Origin of the sequence: Streptacidiphilus sp. EB129 (assembly GCF_041262645.1) — a bacterium.
In the GTDB taxonomy this organism is placed as follows: Bacteria; Actinomycetota; Actinomycetes; order Streptomycetales; family Streptomycetaceae; genus Streptacidiphilus.
Genome location: NZ_JBGCCS010000007.1, coordinates 202,933 through 229,301 on the forward strand (window position 1 = coordinate 202,933; position 26,369 = coordinate 229,301).

The 26,369-nt window shown below is 71.4% G+C and carries 26 protein-coding genes and 1 tRNA gene; 13 read left to right on the top strand and 14 right to left on the bottom strand.

Annotated features, from left to right (window positions below):
• Positions 1–16: 16 nt before the first annotated feature.
• The 3 genes from ABH925_RS11695 to mca form a co-directional block, all read right to left on the bottom strand.
• Complete coding sequence (locus ABH925_RS11695) at positions 17–1,126, bottom strand: HoxN/HupN/NixA family nickel/cobalt transporter (protein ID WP_370147322.1); 1,110 nt, start codon at positions 1,124–1,126, stop codon at positions 17–19.
• A gap of 106 nt (positions 1,127–1,232) precedes the next feature.
• Complete coding sequence (locus tag ABH925_RS11700) at positions 1,233–1,433, bottom strand: hypothetical protein (RefSeq protein WP_370147323.1); 201 nt, start codon at positions 1,431–1,433, stop codon at positions 1,233–1,235.
• A 102-nt stretch (positions 1,434–1,535) separates the two neighbouring features.
• Positions 1,536–2,417, bottom strand: a complete 882-nt coding sequence (mca, locus tag ABH925_RS11705) for a mycothiol conjugate amidase Mca (RefSeq protein ID WP_370147324.1) — start codon at positions 2,415–2,417, stop codon at positions 1,536–1,538.
• 105 nt (positions 2,418–2,522) lie between these two features.
• Between mca and ABH925_RS11710 the strand changes: the two genes are divergently transcribed.
• Entirely contained in the window at positions 2,523–2,912 is a 390-nt protein-coding gene (locus tag ABH925_RS11710) for a DUF4307 domain-containing protein (protein ID WP_370147325.1), read from the top strand.
• 81 nt (positions 2,913–2,993) lie between these two features.
• Positions 2,994–3,491, top strand: coding sequence for a transcription elongation factor GreA (greA, locus tag ABH925_RS11715; RefSeq protein WP_370147326.1), 498 nt, complete (start codon positions 2,994–2,996; stop codon positions 3,489–3,491).
• 54 nt (positions 3,492–3,545) lie between these two features.
• Here the strand turns inward: greA and ABH925_RS11720 are convergent, their stop codons facing one another.
• From ABH925_RS11720 to ilvA, 3 genes are all read right to left on the bottom strand, one after another.
• On the bottom strand, positions 3,546–4,403 hold the full coding sequence (locus ABH925_RS11720; protein ID WP_370147327.1) for an ABC transporter permease: 858 nt from the start codon (positions 4,401–4,403) through the stop codon (positions 3,546–3,548).
• Positions 4,403–5,422, bottom strand: a complete 1,020-nt coding sequence (locus ABH925_RS11725) for an ATP-binding cassette domain-containing protein (RefSeq protein WP_370147328.1) — start codon at positions 5,420–5,422, stop codon at positions 4,403–4,405. The genes ABH925_RS11720 and ABH925_RS11725 overlap by 1 nt, the downstream gene beginning before the upstream one ends.
• 106 nt (positions 5,423–5,528) lie before the next feature.
• The gene (gene ilvA, locus ABH925_RS11730; protein ID WP_370147329.1) at positions 5,529–6,755 is read right to left on the bottom strand and encodes a threonine ammonia-lyase; all 1,227 of its coding nucleotides are present in this window, start codon (positions 6,753–6,755) and stop codon (positions 5,529–5,531) included.
• 68 nt (positions 6,756–6,823) lie between these two features.
• On the opposite strand from ilvA, the gene ABH925_RS11735 reads away from it, so the two are divergent.
• Entirely contained in the window at positions 6,824–7,333 is a 510-nt protein-coding gene (locus tag ABH925_RS11735; RefSeq protein WP_370147330.1) for a MarR family winged helix-turn-helix transcriptional regulator, read from the top strand.
• Between the two features lie 72 nt (positions 7,334–7,405).
• Here the strand turns inward: ABH925_RS11735 and ABH925_RS11740 are convergent, their stop codons facing one another.
• Positions 7,406–8,575, bottom strand: a complete 1,170-nt coding sequence (locus tag ABH925_RS11740; protein ID WP_370147331.1) for a cystathionine gamma-synthase — start codon at positions 8,573–8,575, stop codon at positions 7,406–7,408.
• Between the two features lie 104 nt (positions 8,576–8,679).
• On the opposite strand from ABH925_RS11740, the gene ABH925_RS11745 reads away from it, so the two are divergent.
• Positions 8,680–10,179: a M48 family metalloprotease gene (locus ABH925_RS11745; protein ID WP_370147333.1), complete on the top strand. Its 1,500-nt coding sequence runs from the start codon at positions 8,680–8,682 to the stop codon at positions 10,177–10,179.
• Between the two features lie 157 nt (positions 10,180–10,336).
• Positions 10,337–11,914, top strand: a complete 1,578-nt coding sequence (locus ABH925_RS11750) for an APC family permease (RefSeq protein WP_370147334.1) — start codon at positions 10,337–10,339, stop codon at positions 11,912–11,914.
• Here ABH925_RS11750 and ABH925_RS11755 read toward each other — a convergent pair.
• A complete protein-coding gene (locus tag ABH925_RS11755) occupies positions 11,906–12,454 on the bottom strand; it encodes a hypothetical protein (protein WP_370147335.1) in 549 nt (182 codons plus the stop codon). The two genes, ABH925_RS11750 and ABH925_RS11755, sit on opposite strands and share 9 nt — an antisense overlap.
• Positions 12,455–12,515: 61 nt before the next feature.
• Here ABH925_RS11755 and ABH925_RS11760 point away from each other — a divergent pair, with 61 nt between their 5' ends.
• On the top strand, positions 12,516–13,526 hold the full coding sequence (locus tag ABH925_RS11760; RefSeq protein ID WP_370147336.1) for a helix-turn-helix transcriptional regulator: 1,011 nt from the start codon (positions 12,516–12,518) through the stop codon (positions 13,524–13,526).
• Here the strand turns inward: ABH925_RS11760 and ABH925_RS11765 are convergent.
• From ABH925_RS11765 to ABH925_RS11775, 3 genes are all read right to left on the bottom strand, one after another.
• Positions 13,523–14,398, bottom strand: a complete 876-nt coding sequence (locus tag ABH925_RS11765; RefSeq protein ID WP_370147337.1) for an alpha/beta fold hydrolase — start codon at positions 14,396–14,398, stop codon at positions 13,523–13,525. The genes ABH925_RS11760 and ABH925_RS11765 overlap by 4 nt on opposite strands.
• A gap of 65 nt (positions 14,399–14,463) precedes the next feature.
• Entirely contained in the window at positions 14,464–15,714 is a 1,251-nt protein-coding gene (locus ABH925_RS11770; RefSeq protein WP_370147338.1) for an Ig-like domain-containing protein, read from the bottom strand.
• Between the two features lie 133 nt (positions 15,715–15,847).
• A complete protein-coding gene (locus ABH925_RS11775) occupies positions 15,848–16,189 on the bottom strand; it encodes a hypothetical protein (RefSeq protein ID WP_370147339.1) in 342 nt (113 codons plus the stop codon).
• A 77-nt stretch (positions 16,190–16,266) separates the two neighbouring features.
• Between ABH925_RS11775 and ABH925_RS11780 the strand changes: the two genes are divergently transcribed.
• The gene (locus tag ABH925_RS11780; protein WP_370147340.1) at positions 16,267–16,545 is read left to right on the top strand and encodes an LPXTG cell wall anchor domain-containing protein; all 279 of its coding nucleotides are present in this window, start codon (positions 16,267–16,269) and stop codon (positions 16,543–16,545) included.
• Positions 16,546–16,994: 449 nt separating this feature from the next.
• On the opposite strand, the gene ABH925_RS11785 is transcribed toward ABH925_RS11780, so the two are convergent.
• Entirely contained in the window at positions 16,995–18,398 is a 1,404-nt protein-coding gene (locus ABH925_RS11785) for a cystathionine beta-synthase (RefSeq protein WP_370147341.1), read from the bottom strand.
• 124 nt (positions 18,399–18,522) lie between these two features.
• Here ABH925_RS11785 and ABH925_RS11790 point away from each other — a divergent pair, with 124 nt between their 5' ends.
• The 3 genes from ABH925_RS11790 (at position 18,523) to ABH925_RS11800 (ending at position 21,978) form a co-directional block, all read left to right on the top strand.
• The gene (locus ABH925_RS11790; protein ID WP_370147342.1) at positions 18,523–19,593 is read left to right on the top strand and encodes an SGNH/GDSL hydrolase family protein; all 1,071 of its coding nucleotides are present in this window, start codon (positions 18,523–18,525) and stop codon (positions 19,591–19,593) included.
• Positions 19,594–19,649: 56 nt separating this feature from the next.
• Complete coding sequence (locus tag ABH925_RS11795; protein WP_370147344.1) at positions 19,650–20,873, top strand: acetyl-CoA C-acetyltransferase; 1,224 nt, start codon at positions 19,650–19,652, stop codon at positions 20,871–20,873.
• A gap of 292 nt (positions 20,874–21,165) precedes the next feature.
• On the top strand, positions 21,166–21,978 hold the full coding sequence (locus ABH925_RS11800; protein WP_370147345.1) for a hypothetical protein: 813 nt from the start codon (positions 21,166–21,168) through the stop codon (positions 21,976–21,978).
• On the opposite strand, the gene ABH925_RS11805 is transcribed toward ABH925_RS11800, so the two are convergent.
• A complete protein-coding gene (locus ABH925_RS11805) occupies positions 21,942–22,331 on the bottom strand; it encodes a hypothetical protein (RefSeq protein ID WP_370147346.1) in 390 nt (129 codons plus the stop codon). The genes ABH925_RS11800 and ABH925_RS11805 overlap by 37 nt on opposite strands.
• Before the next feature lie 92 nt (positions 22,332–22,423).
• Here ABH925_RS11805 and ABH925_RS11810 point away from each other — a divergent pair, with 92 nt between their 5' ends.
• Positions 22,424–22,660 carry a DUF4287 domain-containing protein gene (locus tag ABH925_RS11810; protein ID WP_370147347.1) on the top strand — a complete coding sequence of 79 codons (237 nt, stop codon included), beginning with the start codon at positions 22,424–22,426 and terminating at the stop codon, positions 22,658–22,660.
• A gap of 11 nt (positions 22,661–22,671) precedes the next feature.
• Here the strand turns inward: ABH925_RS11810 and ABH925_RS11815 are convergent.
• Positions 22,672–22,753, bottom strand: a tRNA-Leu gene (locus ABH925_RS11815).
• Positions 22,754–23,027: 274 nt separating this feature from the next.
• Here ABH925_RS11815 and ABH925_RS11820 point away from each other — a divergent pair.
• The gene (locus ABH925_RS11820) at positions 23,028–23,783 is read left to right on the top strand and encodes an ABC transporter ATP-binding protein (protein WP_370147348.1); all 756 of its coding nucleotides are present in this window, start codon (positions 23,028–23,030) and stop codon (positions 23,781–23,783) included.
• 16 nt (positions 23,784–23,799) lie between these two features.
• A complete protein-coding gene (locus tag ABH925_RS11825; protein WP_370147350.1) occupies positions 23,800–26,358 on the top strand; it encodes an ABC transporter permease in 2,559 nt (852 codons plus the stop codon).
• The last annotated feature ends 11 nt before the right edge of the window (positions 26,359–26,369 follow it).

Sequence of the window (26,369 nt, forward strand, 5' to 3'; positions counted from 1 at the left end):
CCGAGGGTCCCCGCCGTCAGGCCGCGTCGCGCAGCCCCTCGGACCACTTCTCCTCGACCCGGCCGAAGCGCCAGACCAGCAGTGCCACCACCCAGGTGGCGACGAACAGCCCGACGATGACGAAGCCGACGTTGTTGAGGTCCAGACCGGCGACCCAGCCGATCGGACCGCCGCTGATGTTCAGCTGCTGGGCCAGCAGCCCGGTCAGCTCGATCCCGCCGATGATCACGGCGACGGCGACACTCAGCCCGGTGATGGTGATGTTGTAGTAGACCTTGCGGACCGGCTTGGAGAAGGCCCAGTCGTAGGCGAAGTTCATGAACGAGCCGTCGATGGTGTCCAGCAGCGACATCCCCGCCGCGAAGAGCACCGGCAGCACCAGGATCGCGTACCAGGGCAGCGCGAAGGCGGACGCCCCGCCCGCCAGGACCAGCAGCGACACCTCGGTCGCGGTGTCGAATCCGAGCCCGAACAGCAGCCCGACCAGGTACATCTGCCAGGGCTTGGTGACCGTCCGCATGATCGGGGCGAGGATCCGGTTCATCAGCCCGCGCTTGGCCAGGTGCTCCTCCAGCTCCACCTCGCTGTAGCCGCCGTGCCGCATCTCCCGGAAGACCTTGACCACACCCCGGAGCACCACCGCGTTCAGCACCGCGATGATCATGAGGAAGCCGCCGGACACGCTGGTGCCGATCAGGCTGGTCCAGTGCTGCAGCGACGAGGAGCTGTTCTCGACCTGGCCGGCCAGGGTCCGCACCCCCAGCGAGAGCAGCGCGCACAGCCCGAAGACCACGGACGAGTGGCCGAGCGAGAACCAGAAGCCGACCGAGAGCGGCCGCTGCCCGTCCGCCATCAGCTTGCGGGTGGTGTTGTCGATCGCGGCGATGTGGTCGGCGTCGAAGGCGTGCCGCATGCCCAGGGTGTAGGCGGTGACGCCCATGCCCGCGCCGAAGAGCTGGGTGCCGACGGTGTAGTGCGCCGGGGCGACGACGGCGAGCAGGGTGAACCAGCCGACGATGTGCAGCCCGGCGATGAACGCGACCATGCCGCCCATCCGGGCCCACTCCCGGCGGGTCAGCGCCCCCCGGATCCGCGCGACCGTCCCCATGCCAGTCGTCCCCGCCATGGCACGCCCCTCCCGATGATCAGTACTGACCTGACCACGTTAGGGGCTGACGATATGCAGTTGCAAGTAATGTGCAATAGCGACCGGGTCGCCGTGCGGTTCGGCGCTACGGCTTCTCGGCCGGGCCCGGCTCCTCCGGCTCCTCGACGAAGTCGACCCGGCCCAGGGACCGGTTCATGGCCTTGAGGATCCACCAGGTGCCCACGCCCAGCACGGCGAAGACGATGAACCCGAGCACGCCCGGGGTGACCTTGTTGTCGTCCAGGGCGAGCAGGGTGGCGGCGGTGTGTACGGAAGCAGGGCTCATGGCTCCATGGTCCCCCCACCGCCCGGCGGCGGGGGGACCGGGGTAGGTGTGTCACGCGTGCCGGTTCACGCGTACCGGTTCACGCGTGTCGGTCCAGCCGTGTCAGGCGGGGACGCTGGCGGTGATGCCGGCGAACAGGTCGTTCTCGGGCAGCGAGGTGTCCACCAGGGACCGGGCCAGCTCGTAGTCCTCGGTGGGCCACACCTCGCGCTGGATCTCCAGCGGGATCCGGAACCACGGGCCGTCCGGGTCGATCTGGGTCGCGTGCGCCAGCAGCGCCCGGTCCCGCACCTCGAACCAGTCGCCGCACGGCACCTTCGTGGTGATCTCGCGTGCCTTGCGCTCGAACTCCTTCCAGCGCGCGATCCACTCCTTGTACGGGGACTCCAGGCCGCGCTCGTCCATCGCCGCGTCCAGCGCCTTGATCCGGTCCAGCGAGATGCCCTGGTTGTAGTAGAGCTTCAGCGGCTGCCAGGGCTCGCCGGCGTCCGGGAAGGCGTCCGGGTCGCCGGCCGCCTCGAAGGCCGCCATCGAGATCTTGTGGGTCATGATGTGGTCCGGGTGCGGGTAGCCGCCGTTCTCGTCGTACGTGGTGACCACGTGCGGACGGAACTCGCGGATCAGCCGCACCAGCGGCTCGGTCGCCACCTCCAGCGGCTGCAGGGCGAAGCAGCCCTCCGGCAGCGGCGGCAGCGGGTCGCCCTCGGGCAGACCCGAGTCGACGAAGCCCAGCCACGCCTGCTTCACCCCGAGGATCTCCCGGGCCGCGTCCATCTCCTTGGCCCGGACCTCGTGGATGTTCTCCTCGATCCAGGGGTCGCCCTGGAGCTTGGGGTTGAGAATCGACCCGCGCTCGCCCCCCGTACATGTGGCCACCAGTACATCGACGCCCCGCGCCACGTACGAGGCCATGGTGGCCGCACCCTTGCTGGACTCGTCGTCCGGGTGCGCGTGTACCGCCATCAGTCGCAGCTGCTCAGTCAACGCCCCAAAGCCCTTCGTCGGTATTGCCTGCTTCTATAGTGACGGACTGGGAGGCGCGGACATTCCTCGATCCCGGAGCGAACCAGCGGTGGAGGCGAAAGTCCGATGAGTACTACGGCGCAGGGCGTAGCCGGTCGCTACGGCACCGACCCGGCCCGCTCGGACCGCCGCTGGAAGCGGGCCTACTGGGTCTTCGCCGGACTGTTCGTCCTGGTGGTCGCCGCGGTGGGCACCTCCTACGTGCTGCAGTCGCAGGTCAGCGGCGAGATCGTGGCCTTCCAGGTGGTCTCCGCCTCCGAGGTGCAGATCCATCTCCAGGTGGACAAGTCCGGCGGCAAGGCCGCCAGCTGCACGGTCCGCTCGCGCGACACCGACGGCAACGAGGTCGGCCGGCTCACCGTGCCGGTCCCGGCGTCCGGCAGCGAGTACGACACCGTGGTGACCTTGCGCACCAGCGCCCGGGGCACGACCGGAGAACTGGTCGGCTGTTCCTGAGATTGTTAGGCTGCTGGTTTCGCCCCATCCGGGGCGTTCCGTCCGCATGCACCACCAGCCATGTACCTACGAGGAGCACCTGTGGCCCAGACCAGCGAAAACGTCACCTGGCTCACCCAGGAGGCGTACGACCAGCTCCGCGCGGAGCTGGAACACCTGTCGGGTCCTGCACGCGCCGAGATCACCCAGAAGATCGAGGCGGCCCGCGAGGAGGGCGATCTCAAGGAGAACGCCGGCTACCACGCGGCGCGTGAGGAGCAGGGCAAGATGGAGCTGCGGATCCGCCAGCTCACCCAGCTCCTGGAGCGGGCCCAGGTCGGCGCCGCCCCCGCCGACAACGGGGTGGTCGGCCCCGGCATGGTCGTCGTCATCGCCTGGGACGGCGACGCGGACGACACCACCACCTTCCTGCTCGGCTCCCGCGAGGCGGCCTCCAGCGACCTGGAGACCTACTCGCCGCAGTCACCGCTGGGCCGGGCCATCGACGGGCGCAAGGTCGGCGAGAGCGCCACCTACGAGCTGCCCAACGGCCGCAAGGCCAACGTCAGCATCGTCTCGGCCAAGCCGTACCAGGGCTGACAGCCGGTCGCCGCTCCGCCGTGGGCCCCGCCGCACGCCCCGCGTGCCGCGGGCTCAGCCCACGGCGGAGCGGTACTTGCGTACCGACAGCCACGAGAACAGCGCCATGATCAGCAGTGACCAGCCGATCGACACCTCGATCGCGTGTGCCATCGGCCACTGCGTCGGCGCGGGCCCCGGCGGCAGGTTGCCGAACAGCTGACGGCAGGCCTGCACGGTGGCGCTGAACGGGTTCCAGTAGGCGACCGCCTGCAGCCAGCCCGGCATGGTGCTGACCGGGACGAAGGCGTTGGAGATGAAGGTCAGCGGGAACAGCCAGATCAGTCCCGCCGAGGTGGCCGCCTCCGGACTGCGCACGGACAGCCCGATCAGCGCGCCGATCCAGGAGAAGGCGTAGCCGAGCAGCAACAGCAGCCCGAAGCCGCCCAGCGCCTTCGGCACCCCGTTGTGGATCCGCCAGCCGATCAGGAACGCCACCAGCGCCAGCACCAGCACGGTGAGGCCGGTCTGCACCAGATCCGCCATGGTCCGGCCGACCAGCACCGCGGAGCGGGCCATCGGCAGCGACCGGAACCGGTCCACCAGACCCTTGGTCATGTCCTCGGCGATGCCGGCGGAGGCGCCGGCCACCGCGAAGGTCACCGTCTGCGCGAAGATGCCGGCCATCAGGTACTGCTTGTAGGCGTTGGGGTCGCCGCTCGCCCCCGGCACCTTGATCGCGCCGCCCATCACATAGGTGAACAGCAGCACGAACATCACCGGCTGCATCAGCCCGAACACCACGATCTCCGGGATCCGGGTCATCCGGCGCAGGTTGCGCTTCGCCACGACCCAGGAGTCGCGCAGGCTCTGCAGCGCGCCGCCGCGCTGGACCGGGACGGCGGAGCCGATCGCCCCTGTGGTCGCCGTCATCAGGACTCCCTCCCTTCCAGGACCTTCTCGTCGTCCGGCGCGCCCTCGTCCTGGGCGTCCTCGGCCTCCTCGTCCTCCGGCGCAGTGATGTGGCCGGTGAGCGCCAGGAAGACGTCGTCCAGGGTGGGCCGGCGCAGCCCGATGTCCTGGATCACGATGTCGCGCGCGTCCAGGTCCCTGATCACGTCGGCGAGCACCCGCGCGCCGCCGCTGACCGGGAAGGTGATCCGCCGGGTGTGCGGCTCCACCGTCGGCTCGCCCTTGGCGTACGGGACGAGCGCCTGGACCGCGGTGCCGAGCAGCGCCGGGTTCTGCACCACCACCTCCACCCGCTCGCCGCCGATCTGCGCCTTGAGCTGGTCGGCGCTGCCCCGGGCGATCACCCGGCCGTGGTCGACCACGGCGATGTCGTGCGCCAGCCGGTCCGCCTCCTCCAGGTACTGGGTGGTGAGCAGCAGCGTCGTGCCCTGCGCGACCAGGGTCTCGATGACCTCCCACAGCGCCATCCGGTTGCGCGGGTCGAGCCCGGTGGTCGGCTCGTCCAGGAACATCACCGGCGGCCGGACCACCAGCGCGGCGGCCAGGTCGAGCCGGCGGCGCATACCGCCGGAGTAGGTCTTGGCGGTGCGGTTGGCGGCCTCGGCGAGGTTGAACCACTCCAGCAGCTCGACCGCCCTGGCCCGGGCCTCGCGCGGGCTCATCTGGTACAGCTCGCCGACCATCTGCAGGTTCTCACGCCCGGTCAGGTACTCGTCGACGGCGGCGTACTGGCCGGACAGGCCGATCAGGCTGCGGACCTTCTCGGGATGCCTGAGGACGTCGACCCCGGCCACGGTCGCGTGTCCGGAGTCCGGTCTGAGCAGAGTGGTGAGCACCCGGACGGTGGTGGTCTTCCCGGCGCCGTTGGGGCCGAGCAGCCCCAGCACGGTGCCCTCCGGCACATCCAGGTCCACCCCGTCCAGGGCGCGGACCTCGCCGAAGGTCCGCACCAGGCCCTCGGCCGTTATGGCTCCCGCCATCTGCCTCTCCCTACGCCGCGGTGGATACCCCCCGGTCGGTACCCCTCCGTTGGTACTCCCCCAGCCTCCACCGGCCGGGAAAGGGCCGCTACCCGGCGTACCGGACTCAGTTCTGCGGCAGTACGGCGTAGCCGGCCTCGCGGAGCTCGGAGATCACGGCGTCGCAGTGCTCCGGGCCCTTGGTCTCCAGGTGCAGATCCACCTCGGCCTCGCCCAGGTCCAGGGTGGGATCGGTGCGCACGTGCGCGATGTCCACGACGTTGGCGTCCACCCGGCTGAGCACGCCCAGCAGCGTGGCCAGCGCGCCGGGACGGTCGGTGATCCGCAGCCGCAGCGACAGGTAGCGCCCGGTGGCGACCATGCCGTGCCGCAGCACCCGCTGCATCAGCAGCGGGTCGATGTTGCCGCCGGACAGCACCGCGACCACCGGTCCCTCCAGCTCCGCCCCGTGCTCCAGCAGCGCGGCGACGGTACTGGCGCCGGCCGGCTCGACCACCAGCTTGCACCGCTCCAGGCAGATCAGCAGCGCCCGCGCCAGCGCGTTCTCGCTGACCGTGAGCACACCGTCGGCCAGCCGGCTGACGATGTCGAAGGGGATGTCACCCGGGCGGCCCACCTGGATGCCGTCGGCCATGGTGGAGAAGCCGTCCAGGGTGACCGGCCGTCCGGCCCGCAGCGACGGCGGGTACGCGGCCGCGCCGGCCGCCTGCACGCCGATCACCCGGACGTCCGGGCGCAGCAGCTTCACCGCGGTGGCGATCCCGGCCAGCAGTCCGCCGCCGCCCACGCCGACCAGGATGGTGCGCACCTCCGGGCACTGCTCCAGGATCTCCAGGCCGACGGTGCCCTGCCCGGCCACCACGTCCTGGTGGTCGAAGGGGTGGATCACCACCGCCCCGGTGCTCTGCGCGTGCTCCAGCGCGGCGGCCAGGGTCGCGTCGAAGTTCTCCCCGTACAGCCTGACCTCGGCGCCGTACTCGCGGGTCGCGGCGACCTTCGGCAGCGGCGCCGCCACCGGCATGAACACGGTGGAGTGCACCCCGAGCGTGGTCGCGGCCAGGGCCACGCCCTGGGCGTGGTTCCCGGCGCTGGCGGCGACCACCCCGGCGGCGCGCTCCACCGGGCTGAGCCCGGCGATCCTGACGTACGCGCCGCGCAGCTTGAAGGAACCGGTGCGCTGCAGGTTCTCGCACTTGAGGTGCACCGGCGCGCCGAGCAGCCGGGAGAGGTGACGGCTGCCCTCCATCGGGGTGACCCGGGCCACCCCGGCCAGCATCTTGTGCGCGCCGCGCAGGTCGTCGAGCGTGATCTGGGGGTCCGACCAGCGGTTCATGGGGTTCAGCCTAGGGCGTCGGCCCGATACGCTCGGATGAGTTCACCGAACGACAGATCGTGACCACGATGACCTCAGAAGACAGCGCCCCGTCCGCCGTCGCCCCTTCCGGCGTCGCCGCGGACGGGACGGACGCGGCGGGCAGCACGGCCGACCGGCTCCAGTACCAGGTCGCGATCTTCGCGCGCCGGGTCGAGCAGGTGCGTATCGGCGGCGTCGGCGACCAGCGCAACTCCATGGACCGGGCCGCGTTCCTGCTGCTCAACCGGCTCGACTGGACCGGGGCCGTGGGCGTCAAGGCGCTGGCGCAGGCGATGGGGATCGACTCCTCCACCGTGACCCGGCAGGTCGCCCCGCTGGTGGACTGCGGCCTGGTGGAGCGGGTGCCCAACCCCGACGACGGGCGGGCGGTCCTCCTTGAGCTGTCCCCGCGCGGGCGGGAACGGCTCCAGGAGGTGCGCGTCTCCCGGCAGACGATGATCCGTCAGCTCCTGGCGGAGTGGCCGGAGCAGGACCAGGAGCAGTTCTGCGAACTGCTCACCCGGTTCAACCTGTCGATGCAGACGTTCAAGCCCTGATCGTTCAGGCCCTGATCGTTCAGGCCCCGATCGTTCAGGCCCCGATCGCTCAGGGCCCGAACGGTCAACCCCTCAGCCCTTCAGGGCGTCGGCCAGGTCGGCCAGCAGGTCGTCCACGGACTCGATGCCGACGGACAGCCGGACCAGGTCGGAGGGCACCTCCAGGGCCGATCCCGCCGCCGATGCGTGCGTCATCCGGCCCGGGTGCTCGATCAGCGACTCCACGCCGCCCAGCGACTCGCCGAGGGTGAACAGCTGCGCACGGTTGCACACCTGCACCGCCGCCTCCTCGCCGTCCTTGTGCCGGAACGACACCATGCCGCCGAAGGCCCTCATCTGCTTGACCGCGATGTCGTGCCCGGCGTGCTCCGGCAGGCCCGGGTACAGCACCTGGGCCACCTTGGGGTGGCCCACCAGGAACTCGGCGACCTTCGCGGCGTTGGAGCTGTGCCGGTCCATCCGCACGCCCAGGGTCTTGATCCCGCGCATCACCAGCCAGGCGTCGAACGGTCCGGCCACCCCGCCCATGGCGTTCTGGTGGTAGGCCAGTTCCTCGCCGAGCTCGGCGTCGTCGGTGACCAGCGCGCCGCCGACCACGTCCGAGTGGCCGCCCATGTACTTGGTGGTGGAGTAGACGACCACGTCGGCGCCGAGCGCCAGCGGCTGCTGCAGGTAGGGGCTGGCGAAGGTGTTGTCGACCACCAGCTTGGCGCCGGCTTCGTGGGCGATGTGCGCGACGGCGGGGATGTCGGTGATGCCCAGCAGCGGGTTGCTGGGCGTCTCGACCCAGACCACCTTGGTGTTCGGGCGGATCGCGGCGCGCACCGCCTCCGGGTGGTGGGTGTCGGCGACGGACCACTCGACGCCCCAGCGCGACAGCACCTTGGCGAACAGCCGGAAGGTGCCGCCGTAGGCGTCGTTGGGGATCACGATGTGGTCGCCCGGCTTGGTCACGGTGCGCAGCAGGCAGTCCTCGGCCGCCAGCCCGGAGGCGAAGGCCAGACCCCGGCGGCCGCCGTCCAGCGCGGCCAGGTTCGTCTCCAGCGCGGTGCGGGTGGGGTTGGCGGAACGGCTGTACTCGTAGCCGCCGCGCAGGCCGCCGACGCCGTCCTGCTTGTAGGTGGAGACCTGGTAGATGGGGGTGACCACGGCCCCGGTCTGCGGATCGGCCTCCTGCCCGGCGTGGATGGCCAGGGTCTCGAAGGCGTGCTGAGGGTGGGAGTGAGGGTGCTCGGTACTCATGGGTCCCGAGGGTAGTGGGAAACACGCTGTCACGCCGGTTGCGGCTGCCGGTACGATCCCCAATCGCACAGACGATCCTGTGCTGTTCGAGGGGGGCTTCATTCATGCGTACCTCCGTGCGCGCCGTCCAGGCACTCGCCCTGCTGGCGGGCTTCTATCTGATCGCGCTCGGCTGCCTGGCCGCCCTGGCGGCCGTGGACGTGCTGATCCTGACGCACAGTGACACGGTCGGCAGCGCCGGCGGGCTGAAGCTGGTGGGGGTCACCCTGCTGGTCGCGATCCCGCTGCTGCGCGGGGTGTTCTTCGTCCGCCGTCCCAAGGACGTGGCGCCCCCCGGAGTGAGCGTCAGCGAGCAGCAGCAGCCGGAACTGTGGGCGCGGGTCCGCACCCTGGCCGACCAGGTCGGCACCCGGGCCCCGGCCGAGATCCGGCTGATCCCGGCCGTCAACGCGGCCGTCAGCGAGAACCCCCGGCTGCTCGGGCTGATCCCCGGTCACCGCCGGATGCTGATCGGCGTACCGCTGATGATCGGGCTCACCGAACCGCAGCTGGACGCGGTGCTGGCCCACGAGCTGGGCCATTACAGCAACCGCGACACCCGGCTCGCCGGGATCACCGTCCGCGGCCGGCAGAGCCTGATCGCCGTGGTCCAGCACGCCCGGGCCGGCGGCCGCCACGTCACCGCGAGCCTGTTCGCCCGCTACGCCAACCTGTACATCCGGGTCTCCGAGTCGGTCGGACGGCGCCAGGAACTCGCCGCCGACCTGGCCGCGGCCCGGATCGCCGGCCGCGACCACGCCGCCGCCGCGCTGCGGCAGCTCCCCGCGCTGGACGCGGCCTACGACTTCTACCTGGACCGCTACGCGGGCGTCGGCTGGGACGCGGGGCTGCTGCCGCTGGCCGAGGAGTTCTACGGCGGCTTCCGGTCGCTGCTGGGCTCCGCGCAGCGACAGGAGGAGCTGGAGAAGGTCCGGCGCGAGCCCCCGGTCCAGGAGACCTCGCCGTACGACTCGCATCCGCCGATCACCGAGCGGGTCGCCGCGCTGGAGGCGCTGCCCCCGGACGGTCGCACGGTGACCGGCGCGGAGCGGCCCGCGCTGGCGGTGCTGCGCGACGTGGCACCGCTGTTCGCGGCGGTCGCGGCGACCGCGCTCTCCCCCAGGGCGGCCGGTAAGCGCCCGGTGCCCTGGCCCGAGCTGGCCAGCGGCGCGGGCCGCGCGGCGCTGGTGGCGGACTGCGCCAAGCTCACCGACGCGGCCGGCCGGGCCCTGGGCCGTCCGCTGCAGAGCCTGCCCGACCTGCTGGGCGCCATCGACGCGGGCTGGCTGGACGCCGTCAGGGCCCAGCTCCCGGCCGCCGCTCCGGCCGCCGACGGCCCGCCGTCCGACGCCGCGGCGGACGCCCTGCGGCCCCTGGTCCTGCTCGCGCTGCTGGACCAGGGACGGGTCGCCTTCACCCAGTCCTGGGAGCAGGTGCTGCACCTCGACTTCCCCGACCCCGCACTGCGCGAGGCGCTCGGTCCCGCGGTGGAATCCGCCGTCGCCACCCCACCCGACACCACCCCCCTCCGAGCCCTGCTCGGGACCGGGCAACCATCGGCCTGACCCGCTGTCACCGGGCGGCGGGCACAGCGGCGGGACACCGCGCCGGGAACAGGCCGCTACTCCGTGCGGAGCAGGGGACCGCCGAGAAGTGTTGCTCCGCAGCGCGCCGGAGGAGAATGAGACATCCCATTCCGGTTGCATCGACTGGGGAGTCGCCATGAGTCCTCCACCCGCAGATCCCGACGTACTGGAACCCCTCCCCGGGATGGGCTCCGGTTCGGGCGAGAAGGGGCTGAAGGGCAACGCGCTCGGCCTGTTCTCGTCCGTCGCGATCGGTCTGGCCTCCACCGCCCCCGCCTACAGCCTCGCGGCGACCCTGGGGATCATCGTGGCCGGGGTCGGCCTGCAGGCGCCGATCATCACCATCATGGGCTTCGTGCCGATGCTGCTGATCGCCATCGCCTACAAGGAGCTCAACGCCGTCGACCCGGACTGCGGCACCACCTTCACCTGGGCGGCGCGGGCCTTCGGGCCGCGGACCGGGTGGATGGGCGGCTGGGGCATCATCATCGCCGACGTGATCGTGATGGCGAACCTGGCGCAGATCGCCGGAAGCTACGGCTTCCAGCTGATCGGCAAACCCGGCCTGTCGTCCAACACGCTGTGGACCACGCTGGCCGGGGTCCTGTGGATCATCGTGATGACGGCCATCTGCTACGTCGGCATCGAGGTCTCCGCGACACTCCAGCGCTGGCTGCTCTGCGTCGAGGTGGCCATGCTGGTGGTGCTGTCGGTGACCGCGCTGGTCAAGGTCTACGGCAGCAACGCTCCGCACTCCTCGATCCATATCGCCGGCTCCTGGTTCAACCCGTTCGACGTGACCTCCACCAGCGCGTTCACCGCGGGCATCCTCTCCGCGGTGTTCATCTACTGGGGCTGGGACACCGCCGTGTCGGTCAACGAGGAGACCGCCGACAAGGAGCGCACCCCCGGCCGGGCGGCCGTGATGTCCACGGTGCTGCTGCTGCTCATCTACGCCCTGGTCTCCACCTCGGCCCAGGCCTTCGCCGGCGTCGGCACCACCGGGAACGGGCTGGGCAATCCGGACAACTCCGGGGACGTGCTGTCCGGCCTCGGCAACGCGATCTTCGGGACGGTGGGCTTCGGCGCGTTCATGTCCAAGCTGCTCATCTTCATGGTGCTCACCTCCGCCGCCGCCTCGACCCAGACCACCATCCTGCCGACCGCCCGCACCAGCTTCTCGATGGCCCTGCACAAGGCCATCCCGTCCCACTTCGGCCGGGTGCACCGGCGCTTCCTCACCCCGACCTGGTCGACGGTGGCGATGGGGCTGGTCTCGATCGCCTTCTACGTGCTGCTGACCCGGATCAGCACCAACGTGCTCAGCGACTCCATCGCCTCGGTCGGCCTCGGCATCGCCTTCTACTACGGGCTCACCGGCTTCGCCTGCGCCTGGTACTTCCGCAGGGTGCTCCGGCGCAGCGCGCGCGACCTGTGGATGAAGGGCATCCTGCCGGGGCTCGGCGGGCTGATGCTGCTGTACTTCTTCTGCTACGCCGCCTTCGACGTCTACGCCGACCCCTCCTACGGCCACACCACCATCAGCCTGCCGTTCATCGGCAGGACCGGCGGCGTGTCCGTCATCGGGGTCGGCTCGCTGGTGCTCGGCGTGGTGCTGATGCTGATCCAGTGGGCGGTCAGCGGCAGCTGGTTCCGCGACCCGGACGTCCCCAAGGGCGACGCGGTCAGCGACGGGGTGGCCGGGTCAGTCTGACGCCGCCGCCGTGCCGGGGCGGCGGAAGTCCATGGACCAGTTGGACTCCCAGCCGCCCGCCCCGGTGAGGTCACGGGTGAAGGCCTGCTCCCAGCGCGGCGTCGCGGTGTCGGTGCCGGACCAGATGTAGCGGACCCGGATCGGGCTGCCCTGGTACACGTCCTCGCAGAAGAACTCGCCGTAGCCGGGCGCGGTGAAGCGGCCGACCATCGGCGGGTCGAGGACGCCGGTGGAACTGGTGCTGGTCCAGTACAGCGACCACTGACCGCTGGCGGCGTCGAAAAGCCGCAGCGTGAGGCCCCGGCGGCCCAGGGTCGGGAAGTCGATCTCGTCGGTGTTGCCGGCGCCGCCCAGCACCATCGACGCCACCGAGTGGCCGGGGAACTCCTCCCACTCCTGCGAGTCGACGAAGCAGGCGGCGAGCCGGCGGTTCGTCACCTCCCAGACGCCGGTGAAGAAGTCGAAGCCCCGCCGGTTCAGCGCGGCCGTGGCGTCGTCGGATGTCGCAGTGGTGTCGGGCGCATTCGTGTCCGTGGTCATGGGACGACCGTAAACGGCAACCCTGACAGAACCTGTCAGGGAAAGCTGGCAGGATCCGGCCATGCGTGCAAGCCGACTGCTCTCGCTCCTGCTGCTGCTGCAGAACCGCGGCCGGATGACCGCCGAGGCCCTGGCGGCCGAACTGGAGGTGTCGGTCCGCACCGTGTACCGCGACGTCGACTCGCTCTCCGCGGCCGGGGTGCCGGTGTACGGGGAGCCGGGACGGGACGGCGGCTACCGGCTGGTCGACGGCTACCGGACCCGGCTGACCGGGCTGTCACCGGAGGAGGCGCAGTCGCTGGTGCTGGCCGGGCTCCCGGACGCGGCGGCCGAGCTGGGCATGGCCCAGGCCCTGGCGGCGGCCCGGCTGAAGGTGCAGGCGGCGCTGCCGGATCCGCAGCGGGACCGGGCCCAGGCCTTCCATGAGCGCTTCCACATCGACGCGCCCGGCTGGTACGGCGAGCCGGAACAGGTGCCGCGGCTGGCGGCGCTGGTCGAGGCGATCCTGCAGCAGCTCCGGATCCGGATCGTGTACCGGCGCTGGGCCGCGCCGCACGAGGTGGAGCGGCTGCTGGAGCCGTACGGCGTGGTGCTGAAGGCCGGACGCTGGTACGCGGTGGCCCGCACCGAGGGGGGCTTCCGCACCTACCGGGTGTCCAAGATCCTGGAGCTGGAGCCGGCGGCGGAGTCCGGCCGGCAGCACTTCGAGCGGCAGCCCTTCGACCTGGCCGCGCACTGGCGCGCCTACACCGCCGACTACGACGCCCGCCGGCTCAGTGGCAGCGCGGAGATCCGGCTCTCCCCCGCGGGTCTCGAACGGCTGCCGGACCTGCTGGACGCCCCGGTGGTCCGGGCCGCGCTCGCCGCCGCCCGCCCGGAGGCCGACGGCGGCTGGAGCAGGACCACCCTGCCGATCGAGTCGGTACCGCACGCGCACGGCGAGCTGCTGCGGCTCGGAGCGGACGTGGAGGTCCTGGCACCGCCGGAGCTGCGCGCGCGGATGGCGGCGAGCGCCCGCGCGATGCGGGCGGTGTACGCGGACGGTGTGGAGGACGCGGACGACGCGGGTTAGCGCTCCGGAGTGGGGGTGCCCGAACCCGGCGCCGCGATGAAGTCGCGGACCGCGGCGGCCAGCGGGGTGGGCTGGTCCTCCGGGATCAGCGTGCGGCTGTCCGGGATCTCCAGGAAACTGCCCCGCGGGAACAGCGCGGACAGCCGCCGGCCGTGCGCGAGCGGCATCACCCGGTCGTCCGCACCCCAGACCACCAGCACCGGACGGTCGAAGCCGGAGGCCCGCGCCGCCGCCTCCTGCAGCTGCCCCCGCCGCGCTCCGCGCAGATACGCCGTCAGGTCGCGGCGCGCCTCCGGCGAGTGGACCAGCGGCCGGACCCAGCCGTCGGTGACCGGCCGCGGCACGGTCCGCCTGGACAGCAGCCCGTACGCCAGCGGCAGCCGCCGCAGCGCGGCGATCCGCAGCGGCTGGACGGCGGCGTTGACTCCGCCGGGCAGTTTGGCCGCCAGCCAGACGGTGCGTCCGGGCAGTCCCGGCGGGAAGTTGTCGAAGGCCTCGACGGAGACCAGCACCAGCCGGGCGATCCTGGCCACGGCCGGGGCGTCGGAGACGGCCAGCAGCATGCCGGTGGCCACGTCGTTCTGCACCAGGGTGACCTCGTGCAGGTCCAGGGCGTCCAGGAAGTCGCCGAGCAGCGCGGCCATCCCGGCCGGGGACAGGTCCGCGTCCGGACGCATCGGCCGCAGATGGGAGCCGAGCGGCAGGGTGGGCACGACGACCCGGTGGGTCTCGCTCAGCTCGTCGACCACGTAGCGCCACACCGTGCCGTCCATCGCCAGCCCGTGGACCAGCACCACGGTCGGGCCCGACCCGCCGGTGTCGGTGTAGTCGAGGATTCCGGCCGGGAGCTCGATCGTGGCGGTGTCAGACATGCCGACCACCCTAGCCCGGAGGCTGACCGGGCGTCAGACGGCCTCGGAAGGGCGATGACTCTACGTCAGATCGCGCTGCCCGCCTTCCAGGCGGCCCAGTCCAGATTCCAGCCGTTCAGGCCGTTGGAGGGACTCACGGTGCGGTCGCCGGAGTTGACGACCTCGACCACGTCGCCGGTGATGGAGCTGTTGTAGAAGCGGGCCGCAGGGGTGCCGCCGTCGCTCGCGCCCTGGGCGTCGTGCAGTCCGATGCAGCCGTGGCTGGTGTTCTGGCTGCCGAAGATGGAGGGGTTGCTCCAGTAGTTGCCGTGGATGAAGGTCCCCGAGGTGGTCAGCCGCTGGGCGTGCGGGACGTCGGCGATGTCGTACTCGCCGCCGAGGCTGACGGTCTGCGAGTTCATCCGGGTCTGCAGCAGCTTCTCGGAGATCACCATCTTCCCGCCCCAGGTGGTGTGCTGCGGACTGCCACCGGCGATGGGGAAGCTCTGGGTGACCCGGCCGTCGCGGGTGACGGTGAGCGTGTGGGAGCTGAGGTCGGCGACGCTGACCTGGCTGCGGCCGATGGTGAAGCTCACGGTCCTGACCTGGGTGCCGAAGACACCGGGGGCGCCCTCGACGTCCTTGAGCGCCAGGGTGAGGGTCACCCTGGTGCCCGGCGCCCAGTAGGACTCCGGGCGGAAGTCGAGCCGGGAGTCGCTGAACCAGTGGCCGGCCACCGGTACCGCCGGGGAGGCGGTGACCGTGATCCCCCGCTGCACCGTCGCCCGGTCGGTGACCGGCTTGTTGAAGACGATGGAGACCGGCATCCCGACGCCGACGGTGGTGCCGTGCTCCGGGGTGTAGCTGCCTATGAAGGTCTTGGCCGGAGCGCCGGTGGTGAAGGCCGCGGTCCTGGTGGTCTGCACCTTGTCGGAGTCGGCGGCGACGACGGAGAGACGGTAGCCGGTGCCGGAGCTGAGCTTGCCGGAGCTGGTCCAGCCGCTGCCGTCGCCCGCCAGCCGTCCGGCGACCGGCTTGCCGTCGGCCGTGGTGAGGGTGACCGAACCGATGGTGCCGCCGGTGACCGCGACCGTGACCGGCTTGGTGAAATCGACCGTTTGGCTGCCGTCCGCCGGGGTGACGACCACCTGGGCCCTGGAGGCCGCCGGGGACTTCCCGGACCGCCCGGACCCACCGGACCCGGAGCCACCGCCGGTGCACGCCGCGGCCAGCAGCACCGGGGTCGCCGCCAGCCCTGACACGACGGCCCGGCGGCTCCAGGTGCCGCCGGGCCCGGGGTCCCGATGCTCTGCTGTCGTCACGGTCCGCTCCCTCATCCGCACGAGTCATACGAACATATGCCAGGAAGGGCCATCTCTCCCAATCCGGACTATTCATATGATCCTGCATTCAGGAACCGACGGTGCGCCAGTTGTGCGCCGTGCCGCGGCGTGGGCTTCCGCTGTTCGGCTACCGCGCCTCGGCCTCCGAGTCGTACTCGTCCCACCCCTCGTTCTCGGGGTCGTACTCGACCGGCTGGGACTCCCAGGTGGCCTCGGCCAGCTCGATGCCGGGGATGCCCTCCAGCATCGCGACCGGGTCCACGAAGTGGGCGATGGCGCCGGTCGGGTCGATCTCGATGGCGGCCACGGCCTCGGCCCGCTCGTCGTCCTCCAGGAACTCGTCCGCGCGCACCTGCTCCAGGGCGGCCACCTGAAGGGCCTTCTCGTCGACGATCTCGGCGATGAGTTCGATCTGCAGCCGGACGTAACGCGGTCCGGTCTCGGCTGTGGGGCTGGTCTCACTAGTCATGCACGAGAGCCTATACAAACCCTGTTCAACCAGGCCCGTGCTGATTAGCATCATCCGGACCAGTCACTGCTTTGGGAGTGTCATTGACCACCCGCCGCCCCCTCACCATCACCGCTGTCGCCGCCGGCATCGGGACCGTGTTCGCGCTGGCCCTGGGCCCGATCGCCTCGGCCGCGACCGTCCAGGCGGGCCACCGGGAGGCGTCGCGTCCGGCGGCCGGGACCGGCCACGGCGGGAGCAGACTGGCGCTGGCCGACACCGGAGCGGCGGACACCACCCCCTACGCGGTCGGCGGGGCCGGCTTCCTGGTCGCCGGCGTGGGCCTGGTGCTGGTGGGACGGCGCCTGGCCGGCTGAGACCGGACCGGCCGACACGCGACAGACCGACACGCGCCCGGCTCACGCCGGGCCGGGCGACAGACACCAGAAGGGCCGGTCCCGAGGGACCGGCCCTTCTGTCTCCGCTGGGTTCCCCCACCCGGGAACGCGGAGCCTGGTGCCGTGGGGACCGCCGCACCCCGTCGGGCCCGGACCTGACGGTCCAGGACGGACAGGGGCGGGACGACGGCGGTCCCCGCGGGCGGGACGCGGCCGGCCGGGTCAGGGCCGTCCGACGCGTCCTGAGGTGGCTGCGGAATCCGGGAGCCGCTCCGGACCCTCACTGCCACCACGCTCGGCTTCGTGCCGTGGTGACAACGATGCCGGTCCGTTGTTAAGCCCGTGCTGCCGGTACGTGTCGCGGGTGTACCAGTTCAGTGCACAGGACGGTTCTCGGTTGCTCCGGATTCCTCGCGGCGCTCCGAACCTCAGTGCACGGGACGGTGCGCCGCCATGAAGGCGAGCAGGTCCTGCCGGGTGACGATGCCCTGCGGCTTCCCGTCCACCAGCACCACCGCGGCGTCGGCCTTCTCCAGCACCCCCATCAGCCGGGTGACCGACTCGCCCGAGCCCACCACCGGGAGCGGGGGCGACATGTGACTGCCGATCAGGTCCGCCGGCTCGAACCGCCGGGCGAACAGCCCGTCCAGCAGGTCGCGCTCCACGATGGAGCCGATGACCTCACCGGCCATCACGTCCGGGTGCCCGGCACCGGGCGAGACCACCGGCATCTGCGAGACGCCGTACTCGCGCAGGATGTGTACGGCCTCGCCCACCGTCTCGTTCGGGTGGATGTGCACGAACTGCGGAATCCCGCCGTGCTCCAGCGCGTCCTTACGGCCGAGGACGTCGGCGGCGACCGCCTCCGGGCCGCCCTCGTCCAGGAAGCCGTAGTCCTGCATCCAGTCGTCGTTGAAGATCTTGGAGAGGTAGCCGCGGCCGGAGTCCGGCAGCAGCACCACGACCACGTCGTCCGGGCCGAGCCGCTCGGCCACCCGCAGCGCCGCCACGACCGCCATCCCGCAGGAGCCGCCGACCAGCAGGCCCTCCTCCTTGGCGAGCCGGCGGGTCATCTGGAAGGAGTCCTTGTCGGAGACCGCGACGATCTCGTCGGCCACCTCGCGGTCGTAGGCGGTCGGCCAGAAGTCCTCGCCCACGCCCTCGACCAGGTAGGGACGGCCGGTGCCGCCGGAGTAGACCGAGCCCTCCGGGTCCGCGCCGATCACCTTCACCGCGCCGCCGGAGACGTCCTTGAGGTAGCGGCCGGTGCCGGAGATGGTGCCGCCGGTGCCCACGCCCGCGACGAAGTGCGTGATCCGGCCATCCGTCTGCTCCCACAGCTCGGGGCCGGTGGAGTGGTAGTGGCTGGCCGGGTTGTTGGGGTTGGAGTACTGGTCAGGCTTCCAGGCGCCCGGGGTCTCCCGGACCAGCCGGTCGCTGACGTTGTAGTAGGAGTCCGGGTGCTCGGGGGCCACCGCGGTCGGGCAGACCACGACCTCGGCGCCGTACGCACGGAGCACGTTGATCTTGTCCGTGGACACCTTGTCCGGGCAGACGAAGATGCAGCGGTAGCCCTTCTGCTGGGCCACGATGGCCAGGCCGACACCGGTGTTGCCGGAGGTGGGCTCGACGATGGTGCCGCCGGGCTTCAGCTCGCCCGAGGCCTCGGCGGCCTCGATCATCCGCATGGCGATGCGGTCCTTCACCGATCCGCCGGGGTTGAAGTACTCCACCTTGGCCAGAACGGTGGCACTGATTCCCTCAGCGACCTTGTTGAGTCGTACCAGTGGGGTGTTGCCCACCAGGTCGATGATCGAGTCGTGGAACCGCACGGGGTCTCCATTCGCGGTAATGCCGTAGGGCGCCCGGTTTGTCGCCCCGTCGGGATCAGCGTAGTGGGGCAGACTGGCTGGGTAGGAACAGGAGTGTTGGGGCTCTGACGCTAGGGGGTCGTTCATGTCGAGGGCGCGAGTGGCACGACGGATCGCCGCGGCGGCGGCGTACGGGGGCGGGGGACTCGGCCTGGTCGGCGTCGGCTTCGCCGGTCTGCTGCTGACCGAGGCGAAACTTGCCGAGCACAGCTTGAACACCCTTCAGGGTGAACCACCCAACGCCGACGGGACGTACGGCCGGGACTTCGCCGAGGGCGACGCCGCGCCGCTGGTCCTGGGCGTGCTCGGCGACTCCACGGCGGCCGGCTTCGGGGTGAACCGGGGCCGGGAGACCCCGGGGGCGCTGCTGGCCGGCGGGATCGCCTCGATCGCCGAGCGCCCGGTCCGGCTCACGGTGGCCGCGGCGAACGGCGCCACATCCAAGGATCTGGAACGCCAGCTGGGCGTCATCCTGCCGCAGCAACCGGACGTCTGCCTGATCATGATCGGCGCCAATGACGTGACCCAGCGGATCAAGGTCACCGAGTCGGTGCGGATGCTGGCCGACACGGTCCGACGGCTGCGGGCCGGCGGCTCCGAGGTGGTCGTCGGCACCTGCCCCGACCTGGGCACCATCGAGCCGGTCCGGCCGCCGCTGCGCTGGCTGGCCAGGCGGGCCAGCCGGCAGCTCGCGGCGGCGCAGACCATCGGGGTGGTCGAGGCCGGCGGCCGCACCGTGTCGCTGGGCGACCTGCTCGGCTCGGAGTTCCGGGGCCGTCCGGAGATGTTCGCCTCGGACCGCTACCACCCTTCGGTGCAGGGGTACGCGACCGCGGCGATGGCGATGCTGCCGACGATCTGCGCCTCGCTGGACCTGTGGCCCGAGGGGCTGCTCGGCGAGCGTCCGGACGCCTTCAGGGGCGAGGGCGTGCTGCCGGTCGCCCAGGCGGCGGCGGAGGCGGCCGGGCGCGGCGGCACCGAGGTCGCCGCGGCCGCGGTGCTGGGTGCGGAGTCCGGCCCACGGGGCCGCTGGGCCCTGCTGAAGCACCGGCGGAGGCGCACCCTGCCCGACGCGGCGGGCGCGACGGACGCCGGACCCGGTGACGCAAGGTCAGGTAATTCACACTCGGTCGGCGCTGACGTCACGGCTACCTGAGGGTAACTTGACGGCAGGACCGACCATCCACCACCGCCCGTCCTCCTGGAGTCCCGATGCCCGAAGCCGTCATCGTCAGTGCCACCCGCTCGCCGATCGGCCGGGCCTTCAAGGGGTCGCTCAAGGACGTCCGCCCCGACGACCTGACCTCGCAGATCATCCAGGCCGCTCTGGCGAAGATCCCGGAGCTGGACCCCCGGGACATCGACGACCTGATGCTGGGCTGCGGCCTGCCCGGCGGCGAGCAGGGCTACAACCTGGGCCGCGTGGTCGCGGTGCAGATGGGCATGGACCACCTGCCCGGCTGCACCATCACCCGCTACTGCTCCTCCTCGCTGCAGACCTCGCGGATGGCGCTGCACGCGATCAAGGCCGGCGAGGGCGACGTCTTCATCTCGGCCGGTGTCGAGACCGTCTCGCGCAGCGTCAAGGGCTCCTCGGACGGCCTGCCGGACACCAAGAACCCGCTGTTCGCCGAGGCCGAGGCGCGTACCGCCGCCACCGCCGCCACGGCCGGCGCGCCGGTCTGGTCGGACCCGCGCGAGAACGGGCTGGCCCCGGACGTCTACATCGCCATGGGCCAGACCGCGGAGAACCTCGCCGGGCTGAAGGGGATCTCCCGCCGCGAGCAGGACGAGTTCGGCGTCCGCTCGCAGAACCTGGCCGAGAAGGCCATCGCGGACGGCTTCTGGGCCCGCGAGATCACCCCGGTGACCACGCCGGACGGCACCGTGGTGAGCCAGGACGACGGCCCGCGCGCGGGGGTCACCCTGGAGGCGGTCTCCGGTCTCAAGCCGGTGTTCCGCCCGGACGGTACCGTCAACGCGGGCAACTGCTGCCCGCTGAACGACGGCGCCGCCGCACTGGTGATCATGTCCGACACCAAGGCCCGCGAGCTGGGGCTGACCCCGCTGGCCCGGATCGTCTCCACCGGGGTGTCCGGGCTCTCCCCGGAGATCATGGGCTACGGGCCGGTCGAGGCCTCCCGGCAGGCGCTGAAGCGGGCCGGCCTGGGCATCGGCGACATCGACCTGGTGGAGATCAACGAGGCCTTCGCGGCCCAGGTCATCCCCTCCTACCGGGACCTCGGCGTGGACCTGGACAAGCTGAACGTCAACGGCGGCGGCATCGCGGTGGGCCACCCCTTCGGCATGACCGGCGCGCGCATCACCGGAACGCTGATCAACTCGCTGCAGTGGCACGACAAGCAGTTCGGCCTGGAGACCATGTGCGTCGGCGGCGGCCAGGGTATGGCCATGGTGATCGAGCGGCTCAGCTGACGCGGACCGTTCGTCTCAGCAGATTTTCATAATGACCCGTTTGGCCCCTTGGCCAGCGGGTAAGGTCCGGGTCGCCATTGGTAGCGGCCCGGACCGATTTCTTTATCCGGGGACAACAACTCGTCGACGGAAAGTAACCGCACGGTCGCATTGCGTCGACTTTTCACCACTTCGCGAATCGGACAATGTCGGACGTCACAAATGAAAAGGACATTACGCACTGCCGTTATTTGCGGCAGTGCGGCACTGTGGGGTTGACCGCCAGTTCGACCCTCCGCAAGGGGTGCCTCCCGTGACCGTCCTGCTGCCCGTACTCATCGCCCTGCTCACCCTCGTCGCCGTCGCCGCGGTGGCCACGCTCGTCTCCGTGCGCCGCCTCTCCCGGCGCTTCGACGCCGCCGTGCACCAGGCCGTCGCCGCCGCCCTCGCCGACGACCGCGAGCGCGAGATGGCCGAGGCCCGCGCGTTCTGGGCGGAGCAGGAGGCCCGCGCCGCCGAGGACGGCGTCTTTGGCGGCGACGTCTTCGGCAATGACGTCTTCGGCAGCGACGGCCTCGGGGGCGAGTCCTTCGGGAACGACGGCTACGGGACCGAGAGCCTGTTCGGCGAGGACGGCGTCGTGGTACTGCCGGCGCCGCGCGGCTATGCCGACGACGAGGGCGAGATGAACCCCGAGTTCGCCGACGCGCTGCGCACCGCGCTGGAGGAGCTGATCTCGGAGAGCAACGGCAGCGCCGGGCACCCGGTGGCCCACCCGGCCCCGCACCCCTCGCTGCCCGGCTTCACCCCGCAGCCCACGCCCACCCCCGAGTGGACCGATCTGCGGCTGGAGGAACTGGTCAGCGTCGGCACCACGCTGCGCGACGTGCGGCCCGGACCGATGGGGACCCTGGACGTCTACGTCTTCGAGGACGAGACCACCCTCTGCGTCGCCCCCGGCGACCCCGCGGCCGGCGCCCGGCTGCGCGAGGCCGTGCTGGGCGGCGAGGAGGTGCGGCTGCTGGGCAGCTCCCGGCTCACCGGCGCCCATGCGCTGACCTTCGCGCTGGGCGACGGACGCGCGACCGTCTACATCCTGGCCGACCGGGTGGTCGCCAGCCTGTAGCCGTCGGCCACCGCCGCGGTCGCCGCGGCGAGCACCGCCGCCGCCTCGGAGTCCGGCTCGCCGCCACCGCGGCCCCGCAGCGCCGCCGCCAGGTCGTGCGCGGCGAGCGCGATCTGGTCGCCGACCACGAAGGCGCCCGCCTCGGGCAGCTCGCCCCGGCTCGGCCCGCCCTCCAGCCGCTGAGCGGCACGGGCGAGCCTGCGGGCCAGTGCCAGGCCGTCGGCGGCCAGGGCCGTCAGCCGGCCGTGCGGCATCGAGCGGTAGCGGTCCGCCAACCGGTCGGCGGCGGCGAGCAGTTCGCCGAGCTCGGCGGCGAGCGGGTCGGGCAGTGCTTCGGGGAGCGGTCGGGGCATGGCTGGAGCGTATCCGGCGCGAAGCTGTTGCCAAGGACCGTGGGCTCAGGCAGAGTCGAAAGACGGTCAGGCCCATCTCTGGAGGCAGCCCAGTGTCCCTCATGTACTCCGCGGAAACCCACCAGAACCTGCTGTCCCGTATCCCCGCCGTCACCGGTCGCCCGCTGGACGAGTGGCTCAAGGCCGTCGACGACGGCCCCGGCCTGCTCCGCTGCGAGGAGAAGATCGAGTGGCTGCGCGTGGAGTACGGCATCTCCTACGGCTACGCCAAGGCGCTGGTCCACGAGTACGACCTGCGTCGAGCCGCCGCGCGCATGTCAAGCCACTAGTTGGCGTGGGGTGCCCGGAGCCGGATTTGAACCGGCACGGCCTGGCGGCCAGCGAGGTTTAAGCTCGCCGTGTCTGCGTTCCACCATCCGGGCCCTTCCGCATTCCCGAGCCTAACCTCAGGGCGGCCCCCTAGGTGGCCACTGGGCAGGAAGTTGTCTCATTTCACTGCAACTTGACGCTTCGTCGGCGCGGAGTACGCACTCGTGTAAGCAAGGGTCGCGGTCATCCCTGCGGAGGAGAGCAGGCTGCCCCCGGGTCCGACGGGAGGCAGTACCGGCAACCCTTCCCCAGGGCGACTACAGGGCGTGATCACACGGAGAGGATGGGGGACGTTCCCATCAGCTCCGACCGGACTGGAGAAGTCCTGTGACGACCACCCTGCTCACCGCCGCGGCCCGAGCCGTCGGCCTCAGCAAGGTCTACGGCGAGGGCGACACCCGTGTCACCGCCCTGGACAGCGTCTCCGTCGAGTTCGCCCGCGGGCAGTACACCGCGATCATGGGCCCGTCCGGATCGGGCAAGTCCACGCTGATGCACTGCATGGCCGGCCTGGACACGGTCTCCTCCGGCTCCGCGCAGATCGGCGACACCGAGCTCGGCGGCCTGAAGGACAGGCAGCTCACCAAGCTGCGCCGGGATCAGATCGGGTTCGTCTTCCAGGCGTTCAACCTGCTGCCCACGCTCACCGCGCTGGAGAACATCACCCTCCCCATGGACATCGCCGGGCGCAAGCCCGACCAGGCCTGGCTGCGGCAGGTGGTGGCCACCGTCGGGCTGGCCGACCGGCTCGGGCACCGCCCGTCCCAGCTCTCCGGCGGCCAGCAACAGCGCGTCGCCTGCGCCCGCGCGCTGGCGAGCAAGCCGGAGATAATCTTCGCCGACGAGCCCACCGGCAACCTGGACTCCCGCTCCGGGGCCGAGATCCTCTCCTTCCTGCGCTCCTCGGTACGCGAGCTGAACCAGACCGTGGTGATGGTGACCCACGACCCCGTCGCCGCCTCCTACGCGGACCGGGTGGTGTTCCTCGCCGACGGCCGGATCGTCGACGAGATGTACGGCCCGACGGCCGACAGTGTCCTGGACCGGATGCGTCGTTTCGACGCCAAGGGCCGCACCAGCTGACGGGGGGTCCGCAACCATGTACCGCACCGCACTGCGCAACGTGCTGGCCCACAAGGGCCGGCTGCTGATGACCATGCTGGCCGTGCTGCTCGGCACCGCCTTCGTGGCCGGCACCCTGGTCTTCTCCGACTCGGTCGGACAGTCCTTCAAGGACAGCATCTCCTCCAGCTACAACAGCATCTCGGTCCAGGTCAACGACACCTACGCGGGCGCCGGGACCGGGCCCAAGGACCTCACCGGCGCGCACCCGAAGCTCACCGACGCCGACCTGAAGGCGGTGGCCGCACTGCCCGGCACCGCGAGCGCCCGCGGCACCGTGAGCGGCTTCGCCGGTCTCTCGGACCCGCACGGCGACCTGATCGGCAGCCGCGGCAACACCTACGGCGGCAACTGGGTCCCCGCCGGCGACGGCCAGGACCCCAAGTACCCGATGGTCCAGGGCACCGGACCGACCGGCAGCAACGGGCTGGCGATCGACCGGAAGACCGCCGCGGACAACCACTTCGCGGTCGGCGACACGGTCCGGCTGGCCGTCAACGGACCGGTCCTGAAGATGACCGTGACCGGCATCTTCAGCACCGACGACCCGCAGGTGAAGGCGGGCGGCTCGCTGGTGCTCTTCGACACCGCCACCGCCCAGTCGCTCTACCTCCAGCCCGGCCAGTACGGCAGCATCGAGGCCACCGCCAGGCCCGGGGTCGGCCAGGACCAGCTGCTCGCCCAGGTGAAGCCGGTGGTCCCGCACGACAGCGGGATCACCGTCGAGACCGGCACTCAGCTCACCGCCGACCAGCAGGCGGCGGTCAACCAGGACACGTCCGGGATGCAGACCGCGCTGCTGGCCTTCGCCGGGATCGCGCTGTTCGTCGGGATCTTCCTGATCTCCAACACCTTCACCATGCTGATCGCCCAGCGCACCCGGGAGCTGGCGCTGATGCGGGCGATCGGCGCGAGCCGCCGTCAGATCACCCTGTCGGTGCTGCTGGAGGCCCTGTTCGTGGGCGTCACCGCCTCACTGCTGGGGCTCGGCGTGGGCATCGGCCTGGGCGCCGCGATGCAGGCGGCGCTGGGCTCGATGGGCAGCCAGATCTCGGTGAGCAGCCTGGTGGTCAGCCCCTCCACGGTGCTGGCCACGCTGCTCACCGGCGTCCTGGTGACCATGGTGGCCGCGCTGCTGCCCAGCATCCGCGCGTCCCGGGTCGCCCCGGTGGCCGCGATGCGCAGCAACGACACCCCGGCCAGCCAGAAGAGCCTGATCGTCCGCAACAGCATCGGCCTGGTCCTGGCCGGCCTCGGCCTGGCCGGGGTGGCGCTGGGCGCGGGGAAGAGCGGCAGCACCGGGCAGTCACTGGTCGGCGCGGGCGCGGTACTGCTGCTGGTCGGCGTGTTCGTGCTGACACCGCTGCTGTCCCGTCCGGCGATCGCGCTGGTCGGCCCGCTGTACGGGCGGCTGTTCGGCATCTCCGGCAAGCTGGCCCGGCAGAACGCGGTGCGCAACCCGCGCCGTACCGCGGCCACCGCCTCGGCGCTGACCATCGGGGTGACCCTGATCAGCGCGCTGACGGTGATCGGCGCCTCGATGAACCACGCCATCGCCCAGGACGTCACCCAGGGCATGAAGGCCGACTACGCGGTCGGCGCGATGCTCGGCCAGCCGGTCTCCCCCCAGCTGCTGCCGGTGATCGCCAAGGCCCCCGGGGTGGTCGCCGCCAGCCCGCTGGACCAGGTGGACCTGACCCTGCCGCACCAGCGGGACCTCACGGTCACCGGCGTCGACGCGGGCACCATCAGCCGGCTGATCAGTCCGACGATGGTCAGCGGCTCGCTGTCGGCGCTGGGACAGGGGCAGATCCTGCTCGACCAGGAGCACGCCACCGGCGGCGGCTGGACCCTCGGCAGCAGCGTCCCGGTCACCTATCCGGACGGCAGCAGCGGGCAGCTGACGCTCGGTGGGATCTACCAGAACTCCGGTCTGATGGGCCAGGCCCTGATGAGCGACGCGGCACTGCTGCCGCACGTCGCGGCGCCGTACTACGGCAACGTCCTGGTGAAGGGGGCCGACGGCGCCACGCCGCAGCTCAAGCAGGCGCTGAAGGACGCGACCGGCGACAGCCCGCTGATCACCGTGCAGTCGCAGCAGGACATCAGGGACCAGTTCAGCGGGCAGATCAGCCTGCTGCTGAACGTCATGTACGGGCTGCTGGGGATGGCCGTGCTGATCGCGATCCTCGGTGTGGTCAACACGCTGGCGATGTCGGTGTTCGAGCGCAAGCGCGAGATCGGGATGCTGCGGGCGATCGGCCTGGACCGGCACGGGATCAAGCGGATGGTCCGGCTGGAGTCGGTGGTGATCGCGTCCTTCGGGGCGGTGCTGGGCGTCACCATCGGCGGCTTCCTGGCCTGGGCCGCGGTCCGGCTGCTGAGCGGCTCGGTGGGCGGCCTGACCACCACCCTGCCGTACGGGCAGCTGGCGGCCTACGTGGTCGGCGCGGCCCTGGTGGGCCTGCTGGCGGCGCTGTGGCCGGCCCGCCGGGCCGCCCGGCTGGACATCCTGGGCAGCATCAAGACGGACTGAGCGCCGGAGCA

What these genes read in the sequence shown, in the direction of transcription:
- ABH925_RS11695 (WP_370147322.1), bottom strand. Translation starts at nt 1,126, where the DNA reads ATGGCGGGGACGACTGGCATGGGGACGGTCGCGCGGATCCGGGGGGCG.
- ABH925_RS11795 (WP_370147344.1), top strand. Translation starts at nt 19,650, where the DNA reads ATGCCCGAAGCCGTCATCGTCAGTGCCACCCGCTCGCCGATCGGCCGG.
- ABH925_RS11725 (WP_370147328.1), bottom strand. Translation starts at nt 5,422, where the DNA reads ATGGCGGGAGCCATAACGGCCGAGGGCCTGGTGCGGACCTTCGGCGAG.
- ABH925_RS11825 (WP_370147350.1), top strand. Translation starts at nt 23,800, where the DNA reads ATGTACCGCACCGCACTGCGCAACGTGCTGGCCCACAAGGGCCGGCTG.
- ilvA (WP_370147329.1), bottom strand. Translation starts at nt 6,755, where the DNA reads ATGAACCGCTGGTCGGACCCCCAGATCACGCTCGACGACCTGCGCGGC.
- ABH925_RS11770 (WP_370147338.1), bottom strand. Translation starts at nt 15,714, where the DNA reads ATGAGGGAGCGGACCGTGACGACAGCAGAGCATCGGGACCCCGGGCCC.
- ABH925_RS11760 (WP_370147336.1), top strand. Translation starts at nt 12,516, where the DNA reads ATGCGTGCAAGCCGACTGCTCTCGCTCCTGCTGCTGCTGCAGAACCGC.
- ABH925_RS11700 (WP_370147323.1), bottom strand. Translation starts at nt 1,433, where the DNA reads ATGAGCCCTGCTTCCGTACACACCGCCGCCACCCTGCTCGCCCTGGAC.
- ABH925_RS11735 (WP_370147330.1), top strand. Translation starts at nt 6,824, where the DNA reads ATGACCTCAGAAGACAGCGCCCCGTCCGCCGTCGCCCCTTCCGGCGTC.
- ABH925_RS11710 (WP_370147325.1), top strand. Translation starts at nt 2,523, where the DNA reads ATGAGTACTACGGCGCAGGGCGTAGCCGGTCGCTACGGCACCGACCCG.
- ABH925_RS11755 (WP_370147335.1), bottom strand. Translation starts at nt 12,454, where the DNA reads ATGACCACGGACACGAATGCGCCCGACACCACTGCGACATCCGACGAC.
- ABH925_RS11790 (WP_370147342.1), top strand. Translation starts at nt 18,523, where the DNA reads ATGTCGAGGGCGCGAGTGGCACGACGGATCGCCGCGGCGGCGGCGTAC.
- ABH925_RS11805 (WP_370147346.1), bottom strand. Translation starts at nt 22,331, where the DNA reads ATGCCCCGACCGCTCCCCGAAGCACTGCCCGACCCGCTCGCCGCCGAG.
- ABH925_RS11740 (WP_370147331.1), bottom strand. Translation starts at nt 8,575, where the DNA reads ATGAGTACCGAGCACCCTCACTCCCACCCTCAGCACGCCTTCGAGACC.
- ABH925_RS11720 (WP_370147327.1), bottom strand. Translation starts at nt 4,403, where the DNA reads ATGACGGCGACCACAGGGGCGATCGGCTCCGCCGTCCCGGTCCAGCGC.
- ABH925_RS11745 (WP_370147333.1), top strand. Translation starts at nt 8,680, where the DNA reads ATGCGTACCTCCGTGCGCGCCGTCCAGGCACTCGCCCTGCTGGCGGGC.
- ABH925_RS11765 (WP_370147337.1), bottom strand. Translation starts at nt 14,398, where the DNA reads ATGTCTGACACCGCCACGATCGAGCTCCCGGCCGGAATCCTCGACTAC.
- ABH925_RS11775 (WP_370147339.1), bottom strand. Translation starts at nt 16,189, where the DNA reads ATGACTAGTGAGACCAGCCCCACAGCCGAGACCGGACCGCGTTACGTC.
- ABH925_RS11750 (WP_370147334.1), top strand. Translation starts at nt 10,337, where the DNA reads ATGAGTCCTCCACCCGCAGATCCCGACGTACTGGAACCCCTCCCCGGG.